This window comes from Paenibacillus ihumii (assembly GCF_001403875.1).
Lineage (GTDB): Bacteria > Bacillota > Bacilli > Paenibacillales > Paenibacillaceae > Fontibacillus > Fontibacillus ihumii.
Window position 1 is genome coordinate 4078955 of sequence record NZ_LN884299.1, and the last position, 24708, is coordinate 4103662.

Annotated in this window: 19 protein-coding genes; 10 read left to right on the forward strand and 9 right to left on the reverse strand. The window is 51.1% G+C overall.

Features of this window, described 5'->3' with window-relative positions; all coding sequences use genetic code 11:
• Positions 1-32 precede the first annotated feature (32 nt).
• On the reverse strand, positions 33-2603 hold the full coding sequence (locus BN2762_RS25500; protein ID WP_055109773.1) for an endo-1,4-beta-xylanase: 2571 nt from the start codon (positions 2601-2603) through the stop codon (positions 33-35).
• A gap of 807 nt (positions 2604-3410) precedes the next feature.
• On the opposite strand from BN2762_RS25500, the gene BN2762_RS25505 reads away from it, so the two are divergent.
• The 4 genes from BN2762_RS25505 (at position 3411) to BN2762_RS25520 (ending at position 7998) form a co-directional block, all read left to right on the forward strand.
• Positions 3411-3995, forward strand: a complete 585-nt coding sequence (locus BN2762_RS25505; protein WP_055109775.1) for a DoxX family membrane protein — start codon at positions 3411-3413, stop codon at positions 3993-3995.
• Positions 3996-4385: 390 nt separating this feature from the next.
• On the forward strand, positions 4386-5129 hold the full coding sequence (locus BN2762_RS25510) for a hypothetical protein (protein WP_316246825.1): 744 nt from the start codon (positions 4386-4388) through the stop codon (positions 5127-5129).
• A 14-nt stretch (positions 5130-5143) separates the two neighbouring features.
• Complete coding sequence (locus BN2762_RS25515) at positions 5144-6832, forward strand: vWA domain-containing protein (RefSeq protein WP_055109777.1); 1689 nt, start codon at positions 5144-5146, stop codon at positions 6830-6832.
• Between the two features lie 26 nt (positions 6833-6858).
• A complete protein-coding gene (locus tag BN2762_RS25520) occupies positions 6859-7998 on the forward strand; it encodes a toxic anion resistance protein (RefSeq protein ID WP_055109779.1) in 1140 nt (379 codons plus the stop codon).
• Positions 7999-8148: 150 nt separating this feature from the next.
• On the opposite strand, the gene BN2762_RS27175 is transcribed toward BN2762_RS25520, so the two are convergent.
• Together BN2762_RS27175 and BN2762_RS25525 are read right to left on the reverse strand one after the other, a co-directional pair.
• Entirely contained in the window at positions 8149-8331 is a 183-nt protein-coding gene (locus tag BN2762_RS27175; protein ID WP_222861123.1) for a hypothetical protein, read from the reverse strand.
• Positions 8332-9404: 1073 nt separating this feature from the next.
• Positions 9405-10166: an exodeoxyribonuclease III gene (locus BN2762_RS25525; RefSeq protein ID WP_055109780.1), complete on the reverse strand. Its 762-nt coding sequence runs from the start codon at positions 10164-10166 to the stop codon at positions 9405-9407.
• 200 nt (positions 10167-10366) lie between these two features.
• On the opposite strand from BN2762_RS25525, the gene BN2762_RS25530 reads away from it, so the two are divergent.
• Positions 10367-11104, forward strand: a complete 738-nt coding sequence (locus BN2762_RS25530; protein ID WP_055109782.1) for a helix-turn-helix domain-containing protein — start codon at positions 10367-10369, stop codon at positions 11102-11104.
• Positions 11105-11833: 729 nt separating this feature from the next.
• Here BN2762_RS25530 and BN2762_RS25535 read toward each other — a convergent pair.
• The 4 genes from BN2762_RS25535 to BN2762_RS25550 form a co-directional block, all read right to left on the reverse strand.
• Positions 11834-13180: an amino acid permease gene (locus BN2762_RS25535; protein ID WP_055109784.1), complete on the reverse strand. Its 1347-nt coding sequence runs from the start codon at positions 13178-13180 to the stop codon at positions 11834-11836.
• A gap of 93 nt (positions 13181-13273) precedes the next feature.
• Positions 13274-13486: a hypothetical protein gene (locus BN2762_RS25540; protein ID WP_055109786.1), complete on the reverse strand. Its 213-nt coding sequence runs from the start codon at positions 13484-13486 to the stop codon at positions 13274-13276.
• Between the two features lie 339 nt (positions 13487-13825).
• A complete protein-coding gene (locus BN2762_RS25545) occupies positions 13826-14452 on the reverse strand; it encodes a LysE family transporter (RefSeq protein WP_055109788.1) in 627 nt (208 codons plus the stop codon).
• Between the two features lie 85 nt (positions 14453-14537).
• Positions 14538-15287 (reverse strand): YqcI/YcgG family protein, encoded by a 750-nt coding sequence (locus BN2762_RS25550; RefSeq protein WP_055109791.1) that lies wholly within the window; start codon positions 15285-15287, stop codon positions 14538-14540.
• Between the two features lie 157 nt (positions 15288-15444).
• Between BN2762_RS25550 and BN2762_RS25555 the strand changes: the two genes are divergently transcribed.
• Positions 15445-15891 carry an OsmC family protein gene (locus BN2762_RS25555; RefSeq protein ID WP_055109793.1) on the forward strand — a complete coding sequence of 149 codons (447 nt, stop codon included), beginning with the start codon at positions 15445-15447 and terminating at the stop codon, positions 15889-15891.
• A gap of 124 nt (positions 15892-16015) precedes the next feature.
• Entirely contained in the window at positions 16016-16573 is a 558-nt protein-coding gene (locus tag BN2762_RS25560) for an HXXEE domain-containing protein (protein ID WP_230202602.1), read from the forward strand.
• 58 nt (positions 16574-16631) lie between these two features.
• Here BN2762_RS25560 and BN2762_RS25565 read toward each other — a convergent pair whose 3' ends face one another.
• Positions 16632-17753: a hypothetical protein gene (locus BN2762_RS25565; protein ID WP_055109797.1), complete on the reverse strand. Its 1122-nt coding sequence runs from the start codon at positions 17751-17753 to the stop codon at positions 16632-16634.
• 333 nt (positions 17754-18086) lie between these two features.
• Between BN2762_RS25565 and BN2762_RS25570 the strand changes: the two genes are divergently transcribed.
• From BN2762_RS25570 to BN2762_RS25580, 3 genes are read left to right on the forward strand one after another with little or no spacing between them, the layout of a single operon-like run.
• Positions 18087-18797 carry a polyphosphate polymerase domain-containing protein gene (locus BN2762_RS25570; RefSeq protein ID WP_055109799.1) on the forward strand — a complete coding sequence of 237 codons (711 nt, stop codon included), beginning with the start codon at positions 18087-18089 and terminating at the stop codon, positions 18795-18797.
• 5 nt (positions 18798-18802) lie between these two features.
• Positions 18803-19513: a DUF4956 domain-containing protein gene (locus tag BN2762_RS25575; RefSeq protein WP_055109801.1), complete on the forward strand. Its 711-nt coding sequence runs from the start codon at positions 18803-18805 to the stop codon at positions 19511-19513.
• A complete protein-coding gene (locus BN2762_RS25580) occupies positions 19510-21288 on the forward strand; it encodes a CotH kinase family protein (RefSeq protein ID WP_074048694.1) in 1779 nt (592 codons plus the stop codon). Before BN2762_RS25575 ends, BN2762_RS25580 begins: the two co-directional genes overlap by 4 nt.
• Positions 21289-21497: 209 nt before the next feature.
• On the opposite strand, the gene BN2762_RS25585 is transcribed toward BN2762_RS25580, so the two are convergent.
• The gene (locus BN2762_RS25585) at positions 21498-24323 is read right to left on the reverse strand and encodes an alpha-amylase family glycosyl hydrolase (RefSeq protein ID WP_074048695.1); all 2826 of its coding nucleotides are present in this window, start codon (positions 24321-24323) and stop codon (positions 21498-21500) included.
• Positions 24324-24708 lie beyond the last annotated feature (385 nt).

Genomic DNA, 24708 nt, shown 5'->3' on the forward strand with positions numbered 1-24708 from the left:
AAGAGCGGTTCGGCATATTCCCCTGTATTGGTTTATGGAGCGGTTCCCCACACTGGTTCGCCATTCTGGTACAATACGACCCGATCCCAGTCCGCGAACGCTGTCTTCGTCCCATCGAACGAGTAATCGTTCGCCTCGTTGAAGTTCGACCAGTCCGTCTTGGACATGCGCAGCTGGATATCGCCGGACTGGCCGCCCGCCGCAATCGAGCCTGCGCCGGACGAGAAGCTCAGCTCCACGTACGTATCCGAATTCGTACCGGTATGGTTGCCGAACGAAATCTGAATGTTGCTGCCGCCGAGCTGTGCCCAGTCGATCCAGCCGTTTACCGCCGCAGAACCGTCTTTGGTGAAGAAGTAGCGGATTTTGAGCGTGCTCAGATCAACAGCCGAAGTGCCGTTGTTTTTGATGTTGAAGTGAGGCTTGATCTGGTTGTCCGTGGCATTCGTATCGCCTGCTTTATACTGCAGCACGAGGTTCGAGGCGATCGGTCCGCCTGTCGGCGTCGCGCTTACGGGCGCGGAATCCGGGCTCTGACCGGAGCTGTTCGAAGCACTGACGACGTAATAGTACGTTGTCCCGTTCGTCAGGCCAGTGTTCGTGTAGCTTGCCGTCGTCAGGCCGGTCGCCACGTTCGTGTACGGTCCCCCGCTCGTTGCCGAACGCTTCACCGTATAGCTGGTTGCGCCGCTGACCGCGTTCCAGGTCAAGGACACCTGCGCATTGCCCGCTGTCGCAGTCAAGCCGGTCGGTGCCGACGGAACCTGCGTCCCGGCCGCCGGTATCGCGCTCACCTGCACAGAGTCCGGGCCTTGACCTGTGCTGTTCGAAGCGCTGACGACGTAATAGTACGTCGTGCCGTTCGTCAGGCCAGTGTTCGTATAGCTTGCCGTCGTCAGACCGGTCGCCACGTTCGTATACGGACCGCCGCTCGTCGTCGCACGCTTCACCGTATAGCTGGTTGCGCCGCTGACCGCGTTCCAGGTCAAGGACACCTGCGCATTGCCCGCTGTCGCAGTCAAGCCGGTCGGTGCGGCAGGAGGCTGCTGCGCCGGTTTGCCGTTCACAATAGCCCAATATGCCGGTTTGGACTGAAGACGTTCATCGAACAGCAGCGGCCAGTTGTTACGATTAACTGGGAACGACCGCAGCCAGCTGTTTCCGTCGTCTTTGCCCCATACAGTCACGTTATCGATCTTGTCCTTGTGTTTGAGCAAGACGTCGAACAATTGCTTGTATCGGGTCGCCTGCGTCTGGGCCAGGCTATCCGGCAACGTATCGTACTTCGTGGAATCGTCGCTGTAAATATCGATATCCAGCTCAGTTATTTCCTGCTTGATGTTCAGTGCCGCAAACTTGGCTATCGAGGAATCGATCTCACTCATCGTCGGATAATTGATCTTGAGATGGGTCTGGTGTCCGACACCATGGACCGGGATGCCCTTCGCTTTCAATCGGCTGATCAGGTTATAGAGCGCCTGGCTTTTGGCTGATTCATGCGTGTTGTAGTCGTTGATGAACAGCAGGGCGTTGGGATCCGCCGCGTGGGCGTATTCGAACGCTTTCTCGATATATTCCTCGCCTGCGATCTGATACCATAGGCTGCGGCGCAAGCCGTCAGGCTGGGAAGCGTCGATTACCTCATTCACCACGTCCCAAGCATAAATTTTGCCTTTGTATCGCCCGACTACCTCATTAATGTGAGCTTCCATGCGCTGATACAGCAGCTGCTTGCTGGCGAGATTGCCGTTGCTGTCGCGGAATACCCAATCAGGCGTTTGACTGTGCCAGACTAAAGTATGGCCGCGAACTTGCTGCCCGTTGTCCAGGGCGAACTGTACGGCCTCATCGGAAGGGCCAAAGTTAAACTCGCCCTCCTGAGGCTGCGTGCTGTCCCATTTCAGCACATTGCCCGGCGTCAAGCTGTTGAAGTGTTTCGTCAATAATTGGCGGTCGGCCGCCTCGATCAACTCGAAATTCTCAAAAGCTGCCCCGAACAGGAAATCCTCCGCAAACACGTCCTTCAAGGATGGAATATCCGGCTCTATCGTAATCGGTCCAAGATCCGGGAGCTGTTCCATGCGGAAGTCGTCCAAATAAAAATCGACGGTCGGGTTATTCGGGACCTCAAAATAAACGGACACGTTCTCCAGCGGCTCCCGGTATTTGTATTCTGCCTTGAATTCTACCCAGCCGCCGGACGTGGCCGTTGCGGAGTAGAGCTGGCTGTACGATCTTGTCCCGTTTTTGGTCGTATCGAGCGACATATACACCGTGCCCGATCCGGACGCCAGCTTGATCCAGCCGGAGAATAAATACGTTTGTCCGACCTGCATTTGGGAAGTAACATCCAGGGCTGCTCCATTCCACGATTCAGTACGGCCGCTGACGTGCAGCCCCCTGGTCCCGGTTCGCGCCGCCGTTCCGGTCGCGGATGACAGCATTTCATCTTCTCCTCGCGGGGCCCAGCCCTGTGTTGTGCCATCCTCAAAGCCGTGCTGAAGGAGAACAGTGTTGGCCGCTGCGGGTACCACAGCATACAGCGGAGCTATAAGGCAAAGGATAAGAAGCATGGTCATTGCCCTGAGCGATAACATCTTCATATAAGATCATCTCCTCTCTTACGTAAATCCGTATACTCGCCATATTATTATGTTTGTACTCCCTATACCGATCCTCCGTCCTGATACAGCACAACCTGATTCCAATTCGCGAAACCCGTTTCGACGGTTCGCAAAAAAAGTCGTTCGATTCATCAGATTCGATAGTCGCTCCTAGCTATTCTCAGCTGATCTCGTCGAATTGGTCCTCCACCGCGATCGAGCCTCGCCAGAAGAGAACTCAATTCTACGTACGATCCAAGTTCGTGCTGTTATGGCTGCCGAACACGATCTGGATGCTGCTGCTCCCGATGTGCGCCCCGTCGATCCAAACGTCCAAAAAACTTAAAAATAAATAATATTGCTCCGTATCTCTTAAAAATTACAAGTCTCCTTTCTTTACTATTTTTGTAAGCGCCTACATATAATACTACACCATTTTCCAAAATTTAGGCAACGACTAAATTTTGCCTGCTGCACTCCCTTCAAGCCTTCCAAATCCATAGCCTGCAAACAGGAACTCAAAAAAAGCAGGCTCGGGAGCATTCAACTCGTAATTTGATGAAGCATCCGGAGATCGATAGGTTATCGGATTACTTTTTGGAAAACTTACTGTTTCTGTTAAGGATCTGCTTCGAGAAACCGGCAAGAAATCGGATTAGATTGTCTCGCGTACCGTATCAAATGAACTAAATCCACATTTATTCCCATGTTGATCCAAGGTATCCACCATTCTCCTTTTCCGTTTGCTGTAAATAAGATACGATAAAACTTAATTTATTTAATTTTTTAATATTAGGAGATGATGAAATGACTATTAAAGATGAGCTGCGGGGAAAAAACATCATTATTCCTGACAATCCGTTATCTAATTTTTTGTTCAACAACACGCGATCGGCTTTGTTATGGTTAGTTATTCGGCTCTATTTGGGTTATGCCTGGCTAAGTGCCGGCTGGAGCAAAGTGACCAGCGATCAATGGGTCGGAAGCAATGCCGGAGCGGGACTGACGGGCTTTGTTAAAGGGGCGGTCGGCAAAGCGGCGGAAGGCAAGGACGTAACGGGATGGTATGCGTCATTTCTGGAAAATATGGTGCTGCCCAATGCCACGCTCTTCTCCTACCTCGTTGCCTTCGGCGAACTGCTTGTAGGACTTGGCCTCATCCTTGGCTTGCTGACGGGAATCGCCGCATTCTTCGGCGCCTTCATGAATGCCAGCTTCCTGTTTGCAGGCACCCTGAGCACAAATCCTCTGCTGTTCATACTTGCCACCTGGATCGTGCTGGCCTGGAAGGTAGCCGGCTGGTACGGGCTCGACCGCTGGGCACTACCGCTGCTGGGGACGCCATGGACCCGAAAAGAACGGATGAAAAACGACCGATCGTCTGCATCGTAAACAACAGAAAACAAAATAGATTTTTTGTGCTATTACACGGTCGATCAGTTCAACAAAGCGGCTGTATCGTGAACAAGATAGAGTTTTTGATGTTATTAAACGATAGATCGGTTCAGCAAAGCTATCTGTATCATAAACAAGACAGAATTGCGATGGGAGGCTGCATCAGGCTGCCGGATGGCGGGTGGTGCAGCCCTTTGAAGTTCTATCGCCAAACAATGATTTAACCTAATCATTTTGAAACAATTTCCAATGTATTAACGTAATTAACTGAACAGGATTAATTTAATATCATAAACAAGAAATATTTAGGAGCCCCTGCAGTAAATCTCTGATAAAATTAGCACTATGATCCACCTTATCCCCCAAGGATTAACAGAGGAGGTGTGCATGTTGAATGGCTCGAATTTCTTCAAATTGACTGGACTTATCATCGGAATCGTCATCGTGAATATTGTCATTTTGTCCCCGGGATTAATAGGGGTTCAGATTGGGGGAGCCAGCGCTGTCCAAACGGCATCGGGCATCACACTGTTGGTAATCAGCATCCTGATCGTGCTTTACGCGAGCTACATCTGGATGATTAAAGCTCCCGCGGTAACGCCTGTCCGAGACATCCAAACCCATGAAGACTACATAGACGCTTTAAGCTACTACAAAAATGAAAAAGCGCTAAAGAAGGACATTCTTCTCGCCCTGGATCAGTTGGATCGCATGGAAAAGAAAAAAGAAACCTTTGCGGATGTCCTGGGTCAGAGGTTCGATCCGGCTGAGCTGAGCTACAAGAGGTTCAATTCGGTGATAAATGAGGTGGAGAAGCTCTTCTACCTTAATATCAAAGGGATTCTGAACAAGCTTAGCGTATTCAACGCTTCAGAGCTCGCCATTTTTACCGGACAACAACGCGCCAATTCATTTTCAGAGAAATTAGTGAGGGAAAAAACTAAGCTGTACAACGAGTATCTAGCCTATGTCACAGGGTACCTTGAAGCGAATGAAGAGATTCTCCTCAAGCTCGATAAGCTGCTGCTGGAAATGTCTTTGCTGGGAAGCACGGATTATCGGGAAATCGAAGAGATGCCCTGCATGAAGGAAATAGATGCACTTATCAATCAGACCAAATTCTATAAGTAGGAAGGAAGATGTAAATGGCTAGCAAAGGCAAGGTGTTTTTGACTTTAGTGGTCATTGCCGCAGTTGTTTTCGCTCTGATTTATTTCGGCATTAACCTTACGTCTAATCTCGGCAAATCCAAGACGCAAATTTCCTCAGAAGATGCGGCAAAACGCCTGGAAAAGCTATATAAGGATATCAAGGTTACTAACATGGAGCCCATTAAGGGACAAATCGATCTGGATCCTGTATCCGTGGGCGACTCCCTCCCCGATATCTCCAAATTCCCGGTATCCGTAGACAACACGACAGACAGCTTCGTTGAGATCTTCTCCTCCCCGGAGAAATCGGGAACAGGCGCCGATGGATGGTTAAACGAGGTGGCTGAGGATTTCAACCGCGCTAAAATTGCAGTAAACGGCAAGACAGCTTCTGTAAAAATCCGCAATATTGCTTCAGGCACAGCTACAGATTACATAAAATCAGGCAAGTACATTCCGGACGCCTTTACCCCTTCAAATGAACTTTGGGGAGAGATGGTCAAGGCGGAGGGCGTCAAGACCCAGCTTATATCCAATCGACTTGCCGGAAACGCCGCAGGGATCGTAACGAGCAAGGCAAAATACGATGAGCTGGTAAACAACTACGGCGCTGTAAACATCAAGACGATCACGGAAGCGATTGCGGACAACGAGCTGTCCATGGGATATACCGATCCTTTCGCCAGCTCTACGGGCATTAACTTTCTGATAACGGCGCTCAAAACCTTTGACAGCTCCAATCTGCTTGGCGACAAAGCGGTGCAAGGCTTTGAGAAATTCCAGGCCAACGTCCCTTTTACCGCTTCCACCACCCTGCAAATGCGCGAGGCGGCAAATACCGGAATGCTGGATGCATTCGTTCTGGAATATCAGATTTACGCGAATTCCCAAGACTTAAAGGGCGGCTATGTCTTCACGCCTTTTGGCGTCCGGCACGATAGCCCGCTGTATGCCCTGGGCGACCTGCCTCAGGAGAAGCTGGAAATCATTAAGAAATTTGCTGAGTTTACCCAGCAGGATAAGTACCAAAGCTTGGCCGAGAAAAAGGGCTTCAACGGGCTCGAGGATTACCGTGCGGAGCTTGATGTCGTAGATGGAAACACCTTGTCCGCAGCGCAAAAGCTATGGAAGGAAAAGAAGGACGGCAACAAGCCGATTGCCGCCGTATTCGTAGCCGACGTATCCGGCAGCATGGCCGGCGAACCTTTGAACCGTCTGAAAGAATCGCTATTAACCGGCCAAAAGTACTTGGGCAGAAACAACAGCATCGGCTTCGTATCCTATTCCGACGATGTCTCTATCAATCTGCCGATCGGTAAATACGATACAAATCACCAGTCTATGTTCGTCGGTGCGATAAACAGTCTTCAGGCTAGCGGCGGCACGGCTACATTCGATGGGATCATCGTCGCCATCAAGATGCTCCAGGACGAATTGGCCGTTAACCCCGACATTAAACCTCTGATTTTCGTTTTAAGCGACGGTGAAACCAATGAAGGCCACTCGCTCAAAGATATCAGAGGCTTGATCGAGACCTACAAAATTCCAATATATACGATCGGTTACAACGCAAACATTAAGGCGCTCGAAAGCATTTCCAGCATAAATGAAGCAGCCAGCATCAATGCAGATACCGACGATGTGGTGTATAAGATCAGCAACCTGCTGAACGTTCAAATGTAATTCATTTAGCCCAGAGGAGGAATGACATGTCATTTTCAATGGAAGTGGTTAACCCGGAAGAGATAAAATCTGCAATTGAAGAGCAGGTGAAGCCTGATCAGGAGGAAGTTTCGCAGCTCAAGGAGCTGGCGCTGAACAACGTCTCGGCGATTTTGGATTTAGATATCGAATCGCTGGAGAAACGCAAAGCCATCTTACAATCCATTGACAGCTTCGGCATGAACTCAATGAGACAGTCCTCGGAGAAGAATTCCTTGCTCCAGGTGTCTGTCGGAAATTTATCCAAGACTGGCGATGACGGCGGCCAGGTGGCCAGAGATTTGACCGAGCTGCATCTCCAGCTGAAGGATCTGGATCCAAGCTTGATCGACTTCGCCAAGACGGGCATTCTTGGCAAGTTCTTTAACCCATTGCGGAGCTACTTCGCCAAATTCGAGAAAGCCGACGCCGTCATTTCCGGCATCATCAGCTCGCTCGATAAGGGCAAGTCTGTACTCAAGAACGACAATACGACCCTCGAGTTCGAGCAGCAAGCGCTCAGGGACCTCACGAAGAAGCTTCAAAAGGAAATCCAATTAGGCATGCTGATGGACGAAGAGATTGAATCCCAGCTGGCCGCGGCAAGGCTTCGCCAGGAGTCCGAGGATAAAATAAGATTCATTACAGAGGAAGTCTTATTTCCTTTACGTCAACGCGTTATGGACCTGCAGCAGATGCTGGTCGTTAACCAGCAGGGGATCATGGCTATAGAGGTGGTCATGCGAAATAACAAAGAGTTGATTCGAGGGGTAGACAGAGCCCGGAACGTTACGGTATCAGCACTGAAGATTTCAGTCACCGTAGCAAGCGCACTCTATAATCAGAAGATCGTCCTCAAGAAGATCGAGCTGCTTAACCAAACAACGAACAGCTTGATCAGCAGTACATCAAGAATGCTGAAGGATCAGGGAGCAGCCATTCATAAGCAATCCCTTGAGACCAGCATTTCCGTGGATACTCTGAAGCAAGCTTTTACCGACGTTCTATCGGCCTTGGATTCAATTAGCACCTACAAGCAGGAAGCACTCCCTAAAATGCGCGAAACTATTAACCAATTTAGAGAGCTGGCCGAAAACAGCGAGCAGCAAATTCAGCGTCTGGAGAAGGGGCAAAAGCTAGGCTTGTAATCGCTAGTCCAGCCATTTGGCAAACATTAAAACAAGGGGCTATCCCAGAAATGATATGCTTCCCATTCGGTAGACAGGTAAAATAATAACACCTGTTACTGTAAAGGGAGCATATCAAAGTCATCATAGATGATCGAGGGGGCCTCTTTTTTATGCTGGATTTCCGTTTCTGCGGAATCTGTGTCTGCGGTATTCGCTTCTGCGATAGTCGTTTCCGCGGTATCCGGTTCTGCGGTAGTAGTTTCTGCAGAATCCGGTTCTGCGGTATCCGGTTCTGCGATATTCGTTTCTGCGGTATTCGTTTCCGCGAATCAATATCGCCCTTGCCTGCATCCCGTTCTTCAACAGATCTTATATTGCTGTCGAACTCGAACACTAAATGGAATTCATGTAAGCTTTACCGACCACCATCGGCTTAGGTTTAGCTGTCAAACTCGAGCATAATTGGAATTTATGTACCTAATTATACTCTAAACGAATGGTTCAATGGATTAGATGGATTTCATGCACCTAAAATCAAGAATCCCTCCCCTGATGGACAATTTCCCTTCTTCTAACGACATGAAATCCATTTAAATCTGCTATTCTTTCTTTGCCTCGGAAACTAACTACTATAAATCCATTTAGAACGGAAACCCCCATGATCCATGCTCGGCGCTAAGGGGAGATCGAGAGCATGTTTGGTCACTTCAATAGCCCACCAGAGGTCGGAGAGCGTGCTTAGTCACTTCAATAGCCCACCGAAGGCCGAGAGCATGTTTGGTCACTTCAATAGCTCACCGGAGGCCGAGAGCGTGCTTAGTCACTTCAATAGCCCACCAGAGGTCGGAGAGCGTATTTAGTCACTTCAATAGCCCACCGAAGGCCGAGAGCGTGTTTAGTCACTTCAATCTCACCGGAGGTCGAAAGCGTGTTTAGTCACTTCAATAGCTCACCGGAGGTCGAAAGCGTGTTTAATCACTTCAAATCTCACCGAAGGCCGAGAGCGTGTTTAGTCACTTCAATAGCTCACCGAAGGCCGAGAGCGTGCTTGGTCACTTCAATAGCTCACCGAAGGCCGAGAACCGTGCTTAGTCACTTCAATAGCCCACCGAAGGCCGAGAGCGTACTTAGTCACTTCAATAGCCCACCAGAGGTCGGAGAGCGTATTTAGTCACTTCAATAGCCCACCGGAGGTCGAGAGCGTGCTTAGTCACTTCATGGCCCACCGGAGGTCGAAAGCGTGCTTAATCACTTCAATAGCCCTCCGGAGGTCGGAGAGCGTGCTTGGTCACTTCAATAGCCCTCCGGAGGTCGAGAGCGTGTTTAGTCACTTCATGGACAACTGGTCGTAACTTTGTGGGGCAGCCTCTGGTTTTTGCATCATTATACGCATAATTTCTTTGTTTCCTTCCGTCCGCCCCGCCTTAAATATCCGCCATCTCCAAGATTACGGGGCAATGGTCGCTGCCCATCACATGGCAATCGATCTGTGCATCCACCAGGCTCTCGCCCAGCCGGGCCGAGGCCAGGAAGTAATCGATTCTCCAGCCGATGTTCCGCTCCCTGACCTTGGGCATGTACGACCACCAGCTGTAGACATTATCCCGGTCCGGATAGAAATACCGGAATGTATCGATGAAGCCGGCTTCCAGCAGCTGCGTCATTTTCTCACGCTCCTCCAGCGTGAAGCCGGAATTGCCGACGTTCGACTTGGCGTTCTTGATGTCGATCTCCCGATGCGCGACATTCATATCCCCGGTTGCAATAACCGGCTTCTGGGCATCCAGTTCAACCAGATAGCGGCGGAACCGCTCCTCCCACTCCAGCCTGTACGGCAGTCTGGATAGATCCCGCTTCGCGTTCGGCGTATATACATTCACCAAATAGAAGGATTCGAATTCCAGCGTAATGATTCGCCCTTCCGGCTCCGCATCCTCTTCAATGCCGTATCGGACCGACAGCGGCTTGATTCTTCTCGTAAATACGGCGGTTCCGGAGTAGCCCTTCTTCTCGGCATAATTCCAATACTGCTCGTACCCTTCTCCCAAATCTAATTCGATTTGTCCCGCCTGTAGCTTCGTTTCCTGCACGCAAAATATATCGGCATCCGCTGCCTGGAAATAATCATAAAATCCTTTGTTGACGCATGCTCTGAGCCCGTTGACATTCCATGACACCAGTTTCATTTCTTCCGTCTCCCTTACCTGTTACAATAGATATATCAAGCATATCTTGCAGTTCATCTTCCTGCATCCATCTTTCTCTTCTATTTTGAAGCTTCAATTCAAAATTTACAATGTTTATTCAAAATTAGCGTTTGCTCACCCGATAAACTAGGAAGAGAACTGTTTTTTGAAATGCTAGGCAGTAAGGGGGTCACAAAGTCATGCCAGAAAAAATAGACATATCTCACCAGCCGTCCTCGAAGTCATGCGCTATCTTTACATCCAAATCGCATTTTGAGCAAATTTTGCGGGACAACCAGCCCTTGATTACTATATTCCAGGATTGCATTGCCAACATCAAGGAGCATATATCAGGCGCCTATCTCTTCCTGCTAGCTGATGCGGAAGGTGTGCTGATCGCTATGGATTATTGCCAAACCCTGAAGGAGGTCGTCCGCCAATCCGAAATCCGGGTGGGCATGTATTTTACGGAGGAGAGCTGCGGGGTAAATGCCATCTCGGAAGCGATGGCCCGGCGCGGCCCGGTTTATTTGCCCCCTGAAGAGCATGAAAGCCCCTTCTTTCAGAATTGGCACTGCTTCTCCACACCGCTGTTGCTAGGAACAACAACGCTAGGCTATCTGGACGTCTCAACCATTAACGCCAATATGCGAAGCGAGCTGATCGCCATCGCCAAGCTAATTCCGGGCAACATGCTAAGCAGTCTAAAGAACCAGCCTGGTCCTTCCCCTGCGGAGGAACGGCCCGTCCACCTGACCGAACGGCAGCTTAACGTGCTTCGGCTCATCGCCCAGGGACAGACCGTGAAATCCATCGCCATTAAGCTGAACATCAAAGAATGCACAGTGAATCATCACAAAAAAATCATCTTCGAGAAACTCGGCGTTCAATCCAGCACAGAGGCGGTATCTGTCGCTAGCCGGATGTCCATTCTATAAGCGCTTCACCGTAGCTCTATGTACAGCAATAACCTTTGCTCTATGCAAGCAATACCTATACATTCCTATAGGTGAAGGATGGATTGGTCTATGCTAAAGTTTTATTTGATACCTGAAACAGAGTAAAACCCTGATTCTCGACAAACTATAGTCCTGATTCCGTAAGGTTCGGATTCGGAGCACCGGCGGCTGGAGGATCGGCATAAATCGGGTTCCTGATTCTCCGGACAAGCCGGACGCATCTAACAAGGACGCATACCCAGAAGAGGAGGCGGCGCCAAGCGCTGCCTCCTCTTCTGCATGGATTGGCGTGACTCCGGGCTAGCTCGGCTCGCCCTCCGACCTTTTGCTACGTACCTTTCCCCTGGCTTAGTCCTTGCCCTAGCTCCGTCCTTGCTACTGGACTTCGTCCTCGCTACTGGCTCCGCCCTTGCCCCTAGCTCCGTCCTTGCTACTACTGGACTTCGTCCTCGCTACTGGCTCCGCCCTTGCCCCTAGCTCCGCCCTTGCCCCTAGCTCCGTCCTTGCTACTGGACTTCGTCCTCGCTACTGGCTCCGCCCTTGCCCCTAGCTCCGCCCTTGCTACTGGACTTCGTCCTCGCTACTGGCTCCGCCCTTGCCCCTAACTCCGTCCCTGCCCCTAGCTTCGCCCTTGCTACTGGCCTCCGTCCTCGCTACTGGCTCCGCCCTTGCCTCTAGCTCGCCCTTGACCCTAGCTCCGTCCTGCCCCTAGCTTTGTCCCTGCCTGACTTCGCCCTTGCTCCTGCTCCAGATGCGTGTCATCAGCAGCGTTATGCCGCCGATAAGCACAATAAATCCCAGGCTGATCCATAGTCCCGGCCGGCTCTTGTCATGAAACATAGTGCCGGTGACCGCCAGCGCAATGATTGCCGTGCTGATCCAGCGCTTGGTCTGCTCCCAGCCGCTTAGCTCCAGCAGCCGGCCGGACGTAACCAGAATGAAAATCCAGTTGTACATCAGTATCAGCCCGGCTGCAGTCGTTACGTATTCATACATCTTCTCCGGCATGAGCAGGGCCAGGAGAATCGAACCGCACAAAGCCAGCGCCGTAACGCCGATCGCGTAATAAGGGGTCTCCTTCTTTCCGCGGCTTACCTTGGCGAACAGCGGAGGAGCGTCCTTGTTCTTGGCCAATGTCACAAGAATCGTAATTACGGCGAACAGCGACGCAATCATCGTCGAGAATCCGGCAATGATGAACACCCCGTTAAAAAGATGCGGCACAAAGGTTAAGCCATATCCCTTCAAGGCCATAACGAACGGGCTTTCCTTGCTCCCCATCGTGGTCCAGGGTACCAGAGTTAATGCCAGCACCAGGGAAGCCATATAGAGAACCGCCAATGTCCCGATCATCCATCGCCCTGCCTTGGGGGCATCCTCCAGCTTCTTCAGCCGAATTGCGATCATCCCCATTACCTCGATGCCGCCGAAGGCGTAGAAGGCATAAATAAGGCTGGACCATCCGCCTATGGCGCCGGTCGGAAAGACGGGCAAGGGCCAGTCCGGGGCATGCTTGCCCCCGCCAAGCCAGCCAAACAGCGCCGCGCCGGCAAGACCCAGGAAAGCAATGATCGCCGCCAGCTTCAAGACTGCAAATAAATGCTCTGCGCGCTCAAAGCCCTGCGTTCCCAAAATGATAATAATTAAGCCAAGCACTGCATATACCGAAGCGAATATCCACATCGGCACTCCCGGGAACCATAGCCGGGTGAACAGAGAGAGGGCGGCCATTTGGCTTCCCATAATAAGAATTTCTGAAGAGAAATATACCCAGCCGCAGCTGAAGCCAGCCCAGCGCCCAAAGCCTTTTCGGGCATATACGCAGAACGACCCTTCCTGAGGATCCTTGGAAGACATCTTTGCGAGCACATCAAATACGACGAATGTTCCGATCGCTGCCAATAGGAAAGCTGGAATAATGGCAGGTCCGCCGATTTGGATGCCGACCCCCGTCCCGAGGAAATACCCTGTCCCGATCGTGCAAGCGACCCCCATCAAGGAGAGCTGCCACCATTGCAGCGGCTTAGCCTCCCCGCCTTTGCTTGTCTTATTCAACGCACTGACTCCCTTGTCGATGTATTTTATAGGTCATCGCTTATTGTGCTGTGTAGGGAGCGTAAATATTCCGGTACCGTACAGCATGCCGAGTCAGACAAAGTTTTTGCGAAGGATCTCATGAACATTTCGACAGGCCAAATTCACCCGGGAACTTTCCATCCACGTCATAGGCCTGATACGCAAAGATTCCCGTCCAGCATCCTCGCTGCACATTCGCTTGCCGATTTGAAAACAGACCTCGTAGAAGCGATCCGTCTTCTTCTCGTTGAACTTCTGCCCCAGAGCATTGATCGGAACATACACCGTGCCCTCTCCCGGCTCAGCGGCCTCGCCGCCATAAACCAGATAAAAGCGCGAATACTCATAGTTATGTCCTGGAGCACAAGATCAGTGGCGAATTCATCAAATACCTCGGCTATTCCTGCATTTTACTCTAAGTATTTCCACCGTAAACAGGGCGGTGAGTCGCGGCGATTTTCCACGGCTTGTCCGTGCCTTATTTAATTTTCGGCACAGCCATTCCGTCTGGCCTGCAATAGTTGACTCTGTGTTGAGAACAATGAAATACTTTCAGCTTGGGATCGGCTTGGGACCGGCTTCGGGTCGGGTTTGGGATCAGGCTTGGCATACGCTTTTGCGGCATTACCCGAACAGCTCAAGACAGGCCTGCCAGCCAAAATAAAACCCAAAGGCGATCAAAGACAGACCGGAAAGCACCGAAATGCCTGTTAACAGGCGCGGCGTCAGAATCCGGCGGAACCCGCTGGACATGACCGCCATGGCCAAATCCCAGATTACCAGGCCCAGCACCACCGCCGAGGTATACAGTATAAGCTCTCTCATCCCATAGGTTTGCGCCGCCTTCGCCAGAATCGATCCGTAGATTCCGAGCCAGAACATAATCGACAGCGGATTCGAGATTGACAGAATGAATCCCGCGCCAAAGGATTTATACAAGGGCTCCTGCCGGGCGTTCCGGTATTCCGCCACCTCCCCCGCTCCCTTGAGCCCCTCCCACCCGCTGTAAAGAAGCACAAAGCTGCCGAACAGCCACAGAAAGGTTTTGACGAAAGGGACCTGAAGAAAATGGACCGTTCCGAAATAGACGAGAGCAATAAATACAAAATCGGCGCACAGGGAACCGAGACCGAGCACCCAGGAGTTCCAAAAGCCGCCGCGGATTCCCCGGTCCATCTGTGCGGCATTAATGGGCCCAATCGGCGCAGCCAGCGACAACCCCAACAATATATAACTCAAAAACAAGCTCATGGCTTCCCCTCTCCTCCCCTAGCACAGATCGTCGAACGAACTTGTACCATTGTATTCAGAGGGAGAGGATTGTACGACATTGAAGTTAATTTTTCTTCTTTATATGAGAATCCGCAAAGGGGCAGCGAGAGCTGGACGAAGCCGAATCATCCCCGAGAAAATACTGCTTCCACTCATAATTGTCTTCGTTTCCGTAACTGTTCAAATCCGGGTGAATGCCCACTGCGTCATACGCCGGAATCCGTTCCCTGATTTTCTTCTTCATATGATCCGCCGCTGCCCCGTTCGCATCAAAATCTGCGAGTACCCAGCGAGGCGTTATAGCCAGTATGAAATAGGGAAAATGCCGGCTTAGCCGCAGACGGTGGGCGGGAGTGGCGCAATACATGAAATAACGCTCCTTACGGAAGCAATATTCCCATAACGGATTATGAGGATCGGCGGGAATATGCTCGGGCCAGTCCTCCTCATCCAAGGAGCGAATCTTACGCAGCAGCCTCCAGAATATTTCCCTGTACTCCTCAACCGTACAGCTCTCGGCAAGCTTCGCCGGCGTCTCGAAGAACAGAACCAGCGACGCGTACTTCCCGCAGCTTCTAGCTTCTTCTCCAAAGCGTCCCAGCAGCCCGGCCACCTCCTCCGCAGCCCGATCCGTACGAGGGTCGCTCACAAATCCGTACCTGAATTGCTCCCGTCTAAACCCGATAGTAGCCGGGATGCAGGGAAATAAATAAGCAGTATCGCTCAGCTTCATGGCGAACTGCCGGTAAGCATCATATTTCCAGCCGTCTTCCTTGAGGGACAACCCTTTCATGCGGGCTTGATCGTACAGCATGCTTCCCCATCCTCCTTTGTAGTACACAGTATTGAACAAGGGAAAAATATGTGATTGTCCCTTTCATTACTTTTTGATTGACATCGGAACAATTCAGTCATATAATTCAATAAAACCTAGCGGATAAGTATGTTTTAGACAAAGGAGAGATTTAACAATGGCTGCTGTACAAACCTTCAAAGCAACTGCACATCTGCAGAATGGCGTGCAAGTCAAGACGGCTTCCCGCCAGTTCGAACTGATCATCGACGAGCCCAAGAGCTTGGGCGGAACGGATACCGGCATGAATCCGGTCGAGGCGCTGCTTGCATCGCTGGGCGCCTGCCAGGCGATCGTCGCTCGTGTATACGCGCCGAAGTTCGATGTGAAGCTGGAGGATTTCCGTGTGGAAGTGGAGGGCGACATCGATTTGGATGGCTTCTTCAATCGCTCGGACGTTCGCCCGGGCTACTCCGATATCCGATATACGTTCTATGTCAAAACGGGCTCTCCCCAAGAAAAGGTGGAGGAATTCGTGGAATTTCTGGAAAGCAAATGCCCGGTAGGCGACACGATTGCTAACCCGGTCAATTTGAAGCTGGATCGCATCGTGATCGAGAGCTAACCCCGGATAGAGGAACGGTTTGTCATCGCGGACAAGCTGTTCCTTTTTTTATGTAGCCGGGCACTTCATTTGCAAACCGTCCTACATATGATATTTTATCTCTAGGAAGGTGATAGCTATGTTTATGGATTGGTTAATCCAACTAAATGGAGAAATTCATTTCTTAAGTCTGCTGTGGATGTTTCCCATCATTTTCATGCTTCATGACTTCGAGGAAATCATTACGATAGAGCACTGGATTGTACGGCATGGAGAGCGCGTTCAAAGCTCGCTTCCTCCGTTTGCCCGCAAGCTGTATCAGGCTTCATTTCAAATGAACACCTTGAATTTTGCCAAGGACGTACTGGCTGTATTCATTGTGCTTGTGACTGTTACAGTACTGGCTGTATTTTATTCCTTCTACCTGCCTTTTATCGCCGCGCTGCATTTATTTTTTCTTCACGTCTTTACCCATGCCTTTCAATCCGTTTACTTCAAAATGTATACCCCGGGTGTCCTGACTTCCATCGCGCTTGTGCTTCCTTACTCTATCTATGCTTACTACCGATTACTAACAGATAACATCATAGAACCGCGTGATCTTCTATGGGGACTGCTTCTCCTGCTCATAGCCCTGCCGCCTGCGCTTCTTTTGCTGCTCCAAGGCCGCAGACGATACGTCAACACCCAGACCAAGCTATAAGCGTACATATTAAAGAAGGGGGCCAATGGTATGCTTGATACCTTAGGCTCCCCATTTGTCATTGTCCTGGTTTGATCTTCATTTTGATCTGAATAACCGATATCGAGCCCTGATCGGTCTGCTCTGTCTTGACCAGCTCTCCTTCGAATTTTTCTCCCTTAATCCCGTAGGCTTCTTTGGCCCACTTCGGCATATCCTCATCCGGCTTGACCTTCAGGACAATATAGAATGTATCCACTTTGCTCGGCTTCTTCATTTGCAGGCTAAACGACCCGTCGGGCATAACCCGGGTTCTCTCGCTGTACCCGATATGCCAATGATCCGGGATGTCCACATCACCCTTTACCTCTACGCCTTCCAGAAGATTGCTCGTTGCCATGATTTGATAGCGGGTGCCGTCAAACGAAATTACCGGATCGATCCACACAGCCGGGCTGCCGTAATCCTGCGGCTTCTCGCCAGGAATTTCCGTCTCCCATTCTCCATCGGCCTTCTCTGGATCCGCGTCGACGCGTATGAAGGCTACCGCCTTCTTGTATAACTGCTCCGAGTCCTCATACTGGTGGATATAAGGACCGGTCAGCTTCCCGCCGTCTTCCCCGTAAGCCTCTATTTCCCCGGCTTGTTTCGCAGGATCGAAGGTGATCGCAACATCCAGGGTTCCTTCCTTAATATTCGGCTTTTTGATCTCGAATTCAAAGGTCCCGTCACGATTCACGTCCGTCTCATCCTGATATCCCCACATATTATAGCCAGCAGCGGTGATATCGGCTTTCATTTGCGCGCCTGGCAGCAAATTCGTTGTGCCTGCAATTACGACTCTCTCGTTTTCCAGCTTAGCCTTCCCTTTGATCCATACGCTGGGGTTGCCTTGGTCAGCAGGCGCGTCTTGGGGCTTTCCGCTCGTCTCGATTTCGAAATCTACATTGGAGCCGCCATCGCTTGAGGCGGTGTTGGATTCAGCTGCGGCATTGGAAGGCTTGCTCTCCTCCTTGGCTGAGGCGGCTGGAGGATTCTCTGCCTTTACGGGCTCCGTGCCCTTTTGACAGCCAGCAGTAATCATAACGGCAATTATCGAGCCGGCAAGCAGGATCTGCCGCAGCGCCTTTGCCTCATGCCATAGTCGCCCCCGACCGGCTCTTCGGGCTTGTGTCTGTGTCTTCTTGTAATTCCATGTCATCCTCGTTCTACGATCCTTTCACTGATCAAATAAACAGCTATGTATAATATCCAAATTATTAATTACCCAAATTTCAAGCATCGAAACACGTTTTAACTTTCAGTTTATATTCAGTTCGCTTTAAGTGAGCCATCAGGAACAACTGCTAGGATGATTCTTGAGCCGGGAAAGACAAACGCGAATTGGCTATGAATTGGCGAATTGACTAATCGGCTGATTCGCTATATACGCGCAGCTCTCAGCGTGCAGAGTTCACTGCATGACGGCGGCCGGCCAACCGATTACAAGCCTCCTATCCAATACTTCACAAGAAACGAGGTGTACAAGCAATCCATGGATACAAATTTGAAATATCGGCACGAGCTCAAATTTTTAATCAACCGGCAGCAATATTTCATTTTACGGCAGCGGCTGACCAACCTTATGGATTATGACCGGCATGCATTGAACGGGGAATACCGCATCCGCAGTCTTTACTTCGATGACATCGATAATTCGGCACTGCACGAGAAGCTTGGAGGGATCCGCCAGCGCTGCAAATACCGCATCCGCATCTACAATGAACAAGACAACGTCATTCACTTCGAGAAAAAAATCAAACTGAACGATTACGTTGCCAAAGTTAAGGAGCGCATCACTTTTGACATGTACCGTTCCATTCTAACCGGCGACTTCCAAATTCTTCATATTCCTGAAAAACCGCTTTTAATGGAGCTCTACCAGCAGATGAACCACCGGCTGCTCAGGCCTAAGGTCATTGTAGATTACGTGCGCGAGCCCTTTGTGTTCCCAAACGGCAACGTGCGGATCACGTTTGACAAGGAGCTTAGAACCGGGCTGCATGCGGTCGATATTTTCGATCCGGATTTGAAGCCGGTCCCTGCCATCGGGGATAGACTGATCATTCTGGAGGTCAAATACGATGAATTCGTACCCGAGACCATCCGGGCCGCTCTACAGCTTGAAGGACTGAGCCGTCAGTCCGCTTCCAAATACGTCATTTGCCGTAAATTTCTCAAAGAAAATTCATGGGAGGACTATTGATTACTATGGAAACAACCACAATTACAGCCAATGCATCATCCACCACCTTCAGCGATATTATCAAGAAATCGGTGCTGAACAACTTTGCATCCGACATCAGCCTTTCCAAAATTCTCATTACCCTGGGCGCTGCGTTCCTTATTGGTCTGTTTATTTTTATTCTGTACAAAAGGGTATTCAGCGGCGTGCTGTACTCCAAAAGCTTCAACGTCTCCTTAATCGGCATGGCTCTAGTGACGGCGATGGTCATCATTGCGATCAATTCCAACCTCATCCTGTCGCTCGGTATGGTCGGTGCCTTGTCCATCGTCCGCTTCAGGACACCGATCAAGGATCCTACCGATTTGATCTTCCTGTTCTGGGCCGCCGCCGCAGGCATTGTAACCGGAGCCGGCTTCTATACATTAGCAGCCATCGGCTCGGTCATTGTCGGACTGGTGCTGTTCCTGTTCATCAAAAACTCCACATTGGAGACGCCATATCTTCTTGTGATCAACTGCGGCAGCGATGAGAGCGAGCAGGCAATTCACCAGGCTATGGCTGGACTTGTAAAGCGTTATAATGTGAAGCAGAAAACAGTATCTCCCGGCAACATCGAGATGACGCTAGAGGTTCGTCTGCGCGATAGCGAAGGCGTGTTCGTCAACCGGATCTCCGAGCTGGACGGAGTCAGAAATGCGGTGCTGATCAGCTACAACGGAGATTATGTATCATGAAGCTGCGCTTGAAGGCCGCCCTGCGAGCCCTAGGCCTTATATTCATTTCCGCAGGGCTGGCGGCCTGCTCCATCTCGAAAGCTCCAGCATCTGTATCATCTTCCGGCAGCATTTATGACCGTACCACTGACAGCAGCAAAGCATATAACAGTTATAACCGCACTTCGGGAGCTGCCGCAGAGCAATGGCTGGATGAAACGGTGTTCCCGAAGGACAAGGTCATCGATGTGAGAATCACAATTGCCCCAGACGACTTCCAGGACATGCTGGACAATGCCAGTGCGGAGGAATATAAACCGGCATCCGTGAATTATAACGGACAGCAGATCGACAACATTGGAATCCGGACGAAGGGCAATTTATCTCTGCGCAGTGTAGTGCAAATGAGCGATTCGGATCGTTACAGCTTCAAGCTGTCTTTTAATGAATACGTCAATCAAACCTTGGGCGGGCTGGAAAAAATCAACCTCAACAACAATTACAGCGATGCCTCTTATATGCGGGAATATCTCGCTTACGAGTTGGCGGAAACGATGGGGCTGCCGACGCCCAAATATTCCTTCGTCAACGTCTATATCAATGACGAGCTGTGGGGCTTCTACCTGGCCGTCGAGCAAATCGGCACCTCCTACCTGGAGCGTCATTTCGATAATGCCTACGGCGCTCTGTACAAGGGAGTCATGACAGGCCGCGGCAGCGATTTGCTCTGGCTGGATGATGACCCGGATTCCTATACCGGCCTGGAGCTGAAGTCCAACTCGCATAACGGCAATGTGCTGATCGATATGCTGGACGAGCTGAATCACGGTACCGATTATGAGAGCGTGCTTTTGGTGGAGGAAGCCTTAAAGTATATCGCCTTGAATGTAGTTACCAACAACATGGACAGCTACATCGGCGGCAATAAACAAAACTACTATTTGTATGAACAAGACGGCGTGTTCTCCATCCTCCCCTGGGATTACAATATGGCCTTCGGCGGCATGGGGGGCGGCATGGGCATGGGACGCGGCGGCCAGTCACGCAGCCAAACGGCGGGGAGCCCCGCAGGCGATGCCAGCATTGGAGCAAGCGGGAATGCGGCGCTGGCTTCCGGCACGTCCCTTTTAATCGACGAGCCCACCCAGGGAGCCTTGGCTGAACGGCCTCTAGTCGCCAAGCTGCTCGCCGTAGATGCTTATAAGAAGAAGTATCACGCCATCATTAAAGAGGCGATCGAAGGCTATTTATCACAGGAGAGCTTCTCCGCCCGCGTTGAGCAGTTGACGAAAATGATTTCGAGAAACGTTGAGCAGGACCCTACTGCATTTTATACTTACGAGGAGTATCAGCAAGGCGTGACAGAGCTGATTGCCGCTAATGCGAGGCAGGTCGACAGCATTGCCCAGCAGCTGGCCGGGACGATCCCATCCTCGGGTGACGGCTCAGGCAGCGGCGGAGGTATGGGGGGCAGATTCGGGGCAGGCGCAGCGACTCAACAAGATGCCAACCCTGCCCCATCTGAGCTAGGAGAAGCACCAGCATCCGACAATCAGCAAATCGTTCCTGAAGGCCAGGTACCGCCGGTAGAAATCCGGGGAGGCAGATGGGCTAATGATGGAATGGGCTTTGGTCCTCCTGATGGACTCGGCAACCAAGGCGGGCTCCGAGATGGCGGTCAGCAAAGCCGCATCCTGCAGGAAAACACCACCGAAGCCATTACAGCCGGTGTTTCATTAGTTGTCCTGCTGGCCGCTTGCGCCTTCGTTATATTTTTCCGGCGAAAACGATTATAAGGTAATTTCAAAGCGAGGCTTTACCTAGCTATTGAAGCCCCAGACATCGATAGGATGCTGGGGCATTCTGGTTTCAAGTAATTCATTCAATAGAATAACTATTCAATACTCTTTTATTCCAGAGCTCTTACCGCATATTTCATTTTTGCTGCCTAATCCCAGCCAGCCAACACGGACCGCTAAAGCTGATATACTGCCGTTCCTGCTGCTCAGGCAACTTCCGCCCCGGCATCCTGTTCATCTTCAAGCGGCAACTCCTCGTCTGCCGCCTCTGGATGCTCCACTCCGGGCAAGAGTTGCAGCCCCCTCGATTCTAGAGCTTCCTGAATATCGAGATTTAGCGTAGATCCCAGCGGCACTGGAGCTCCTTGAACGATTTGGCCATTCCCGTTATACGTCCACGTTCCGCTAGGAAAGAAATAATTCCTCGCATAATTGCTGTCCCAATTTCCTCTGCCATCCGTGAAGCAGGCCTCAAGGCGGGAAGCCGTTCCAATATCTACCGTATACTTGCTGTAGCCAGGCACCCCGGAGGCCTCCATCGCCACTCCCGGAACGGCCGTCCACGTTCCCCCCTCAGGGCGGTAGTGGATATAAGGCATCGTAAAGCCATGCTTATAGTATACGGTTACTTTATTGCCGCCTGTTCCAGGATGGCCCGTCCCGTCCGGGTTGGAGTCATGCCATTGGCTGCCATCGTACCAGCCGTCCGCCGTGCGTACAAATCCTGGCTGATTTTGGCCCGGATGCTGTCGGCCCGAATTGTCCTTGAAGATCACCTGCGCGCTATCCACGCCGTCGATTTTATAAGAATACCAGTCCCCTGATACCTTCGTCATCGCTGGAGCAGTAGCCCATGTAGGCTCTGCCGTCTTCGGCGCCGTATTATAGTAATACAAGGAAGGCGCCCCCCAATCCGCCGGCTTCTTAAAATAAATCGTCAGCCCTGCATCGGGATTCTTCTTCGTAAAGCTGTATCGCTGTACAGCGGCCCCTTCCTCGTTCACGGCATACAGCCGGAGCGTGACGGATTCATCGAACGCCAAATCGCTTCCGATGTTAATTTCCGTACCATCCGCGTATGGTACTCCCTGTGAAGGATCACTGCCGTCCAGTGTATATTTTCCGGATTCGGCTTTAAGGACATGAAGCGTGACCGTTAAGCTATCAGTCTCAAAGCTTCCTCCCGCAGGAGCAGCCGATACCACAGGCAAATTGGATTCAGCCGCCTGCTCAATCAGAATCAAGCCGTTGGCATGCGCCGTGAACGCTGCGAAACCGCCAGCCACGACGGCTTCATTTCCCGTATAAGCATCACGCACCGTGCTGCCGTCAGCAAACACCGAGGACACATTCACTCTCGTCGTGCCCGAGGCCCCCATCACGACAACGACTCGGTCTTCGATGCCGTCCTTGGCATACGTACGCTTGAACGTATAAGGAGCATCCGCAATTTTGGCATGGCTGCCCGCCCCGACCGCAAGGTGCCGGCTGCGGAATTGGCCAACCTTCTGCCAGTGCGACAGCACCTCCCGATTCAGGCTGCTCCAATTCATAGAGGAGCGGGTTCCTTGCTGCGGATCTGAGCCTGTATCCCCGAATGCCCGGGCCGCCTCATCACCATAGAACGTTTGGACACCGCCCGGCAATAGCAGCAGGGCGCTGCCTGCCTGGATCAGCCGGCTGCGGTCGTATAGTCGGGTATCATGCGACGAAATATAGCTCAGTACATTAAAGCCCGGATCACTGTTAATTTTGGATGCATAGTCTGCGTAAGTACCTTCGAGAGCGTTAAGATTGCTGTCCTGGAAGCTGAAATTAATAACCGAATCAAAGCCGTAATTAAAATATTCGCTCTTGCCGACACCATGTCCCCATACTTCCCCGGTCATCCAGAAGTCATCGCGCCAATCGGCTCCAGGCTTATTCGGGTTGTTCTGCCTCCATCTCTGCAGCGCCGCGCTGCTCTCGTTCTTCAACTGCTTCCAGCGGCTCAGCTCGACATGCTTGGCCGTGTCGGCCCGGAAGCCGTCAATCCCGAACTCTTCCACCCAGGCGGCCAGCATTTTCACAAGATGATCGGCAGGAGCAAGGCCGAGGTCTTTCCGCAAGCTGTGAGCCGCCGGCACGATCCAGGCTTCATACCCTGCCGTCTCCTTGGCCCATTTCGTCCGTAGAATAGGAGCAAGGCCCACATTGCCCGTTTCATTCGTTCTGAAATCAGGCAGGTTACCTACGCACTGGGTCAAATCACTGCCGCCGCAATTTTCATACCCGGCGATTCCTGCCCGGACCCAATTGCCCCACCAGCCTGACCAGGCAGATGAGTTGTTATAGTCGATGCGATCGTGAAAGCTATGCCAGGTCTGACCGCTGCCCGGCGTCCAGCCGGCACCGACGCCGTTCCTGGCTCCGAAGCCGTATTCCTCCATATCCTGCAGCGTGGAATAGCCCGGATGGTTCAGAACAACGTCCAATACGACGCGAATGCCTTGGGAATGCGCCAAATCTACAAACTCCCGCATATCGCTCACCGTCCCCATATTGCGATCCATCATCGTATAATCAAGTGCGTAGTATCCGTGATAACCATAATGGGCAAAGTCTCCGCCGCTCCCGCCGCCGACCCAGCCGTGCATTTGCTCATAGGGAGCTGAGATCCAGAGCACATTCGTACCCAAATCGGTAAAATAACCCTCTCGAAGCTTCTGGGTCAAGCCCTTTAAATCTCCGCCGTGAAATGTGCCAATATTCTTCCCGGTAGCATCTCTCTGCGGACGTCCATAGGAATTGTTATTGCTGGAATCTCCGTCTAGGAATCGGTCCGTTAATACGAAGTAAACGTTTGCATTATCCCAACTAAAAATCCCGTTCGACGAAGCGACAGCTCTTCCCTGCCCATTTGCTGCCTGCAGCTCAGGCCCTGGCTGAGCATAAGCCTCATTTTCTGCTGACCAAGGATTCGTAAAGAGCGAAGCTGCAACAAAAACAAGGCTTAACCAAACAGCTATCATTTTTTGGAATGGCTTGAACATCTTTTCTCCTCCTTTTTTATGCTTCCGCTAAAATCACTGCAACCTTCTCCCTACATGAGCGCAAAGGTTTGCACAAAAGATCGCACTTGCCCATTACGCATGTCATGCCAGCAATTCCTTTGCAGTGCAAACGTTTGTATTTTACGCCGTAAGTAGCTTCACCCCTTTCACCTATCATCAACTCCATTTCAAAACGCCCTTGATGTAAGTGCTTTCAATTTGGAGTGCTAGTTTTGCTTATTTTTGGTAGTTGTTGTGTGGATTGTACCAGATGGACTGCAAATTAAACAAGCCTTTTTAACAAATTTTTTTTAAAATTTTAAAATTTTCGTTTATTTCAAGCGCAAATCCACTTCTAGAATGAACATCCGAATGTTTAAAATTG

Coding starts and splice junctions, on each gene's coding strand:
- BN2762_RS25500 (WP_055109773.1), bottom strand. CDS start 2,603: ATGAAGATGTTATCGCTCAGGGCAATGACCATGCTTCTTATCCTTTGC.
- BN2762_RS25505 (WP_055109775.1), top strand. CDS start 3,411: ATGACTATTAAAGATGAGCTGCGGGGAAAAAACATCATTATTCCTGAC.
- BN2762_RS25510 (WP_316246825.1), top strand. CDS start 4,386: ATGTTGAATGGCTCGAATTTCTTCAAATTGACTGGACTTATCATCGGA.
- BN2762_RS25515 (WP_055109777.1), top strand. CDS start 5,144: ATGGCTAGCAAAGGCAAGGTGTTTTTGACTTTAGTGGTCATTGCCGCA.
- BN2762_RS25520 (WP_055109779.1), top strand. CDS start 6,859: ATGTCATTTTCAATGGAAGTGGTTAACCCGGAAGAGATAAAATCTGCA.
- BN2762_RS27175 (WP_222861123.1), bottom strand. CDS start 8,331: ATGCAGGCAAGGGCGATATTGATTCGCGGAAACGAATACCGCAGAAAC.
- BN2762_RS25525 (WP_055109780.1), bottom strand. CDS start 10,166: ATGAAACTGGTGTCATGGAATGTCAACGGGCTCAGAGCATGCGTCAAC.
- BN2762_RS25530 (WP_055109782.1), top strand. CDS start 10,367: ATGCCAGAAAAAATAGACATATCTCACCAGCCGTCCTCGAAGTCATGC.
- BN2762_RS25545 (WP_055109788.1), bottom strand. CDS start 14,452: ATGAGCTTGTTTTTGAGTTATATATTGTTGGGGTTGTCGCTGGCTGCG.
- BN2762_RS25550 (WP_055109791.1), bottom strand. CDS start 15,287: ATGCTGTACGATCAAGCCCGCATGAAAGGGTTGTCCCTCAAGGAAGAC.
- BN2762_RS25555 (WP_055109793.1), top strand. CDS start 15,445: ATGGCTGCTGTACAAACCTTCAAAGCAACTGCACATCTGCAGAATGGC.
- BN2762_RS25560 (WP_230202602.1), top strand. CDS start 16,016: ATGGATTGGTTAATCCAACTAAATGGAGAAATTCATTTCTTAAGTCTG.
- BN2762_RS25565 (WP_055109797.1), bottom strand. CDS start 17,753: ATGACATGGAATTACAAGAAGACACAGACACAAGCCCGAAGAGCCGGT.
- BN2762_RS25570 (WP_055109799.1), top strand. CDS start 18,087: ATGGATACAAATTTGAAATATCGGCACGAGCTCAAATTTTTAATCAAC.
- BN2762_RS25575 (WP_055109801.1), top strand. CDS start 18,803: ATGGAAACAACCACAATTACAGCCAATGCATCATCCACCACCTTCAGC.
- BN2762_RS25580 (WP_074048694.1), top strand. CDS start 19,510: ATGAAGCTGCGCTTGAAGGCCGCCCTGCGAGCCCTAGGCCTTATATTC.
- BN2762_RS25585 (WP_074048695.1), bottom strand. CDS start 24,323: ATGTTCAAGCCATTCCAAAAAATGATAGCTGTTTGGTTAAGCCTTGTT.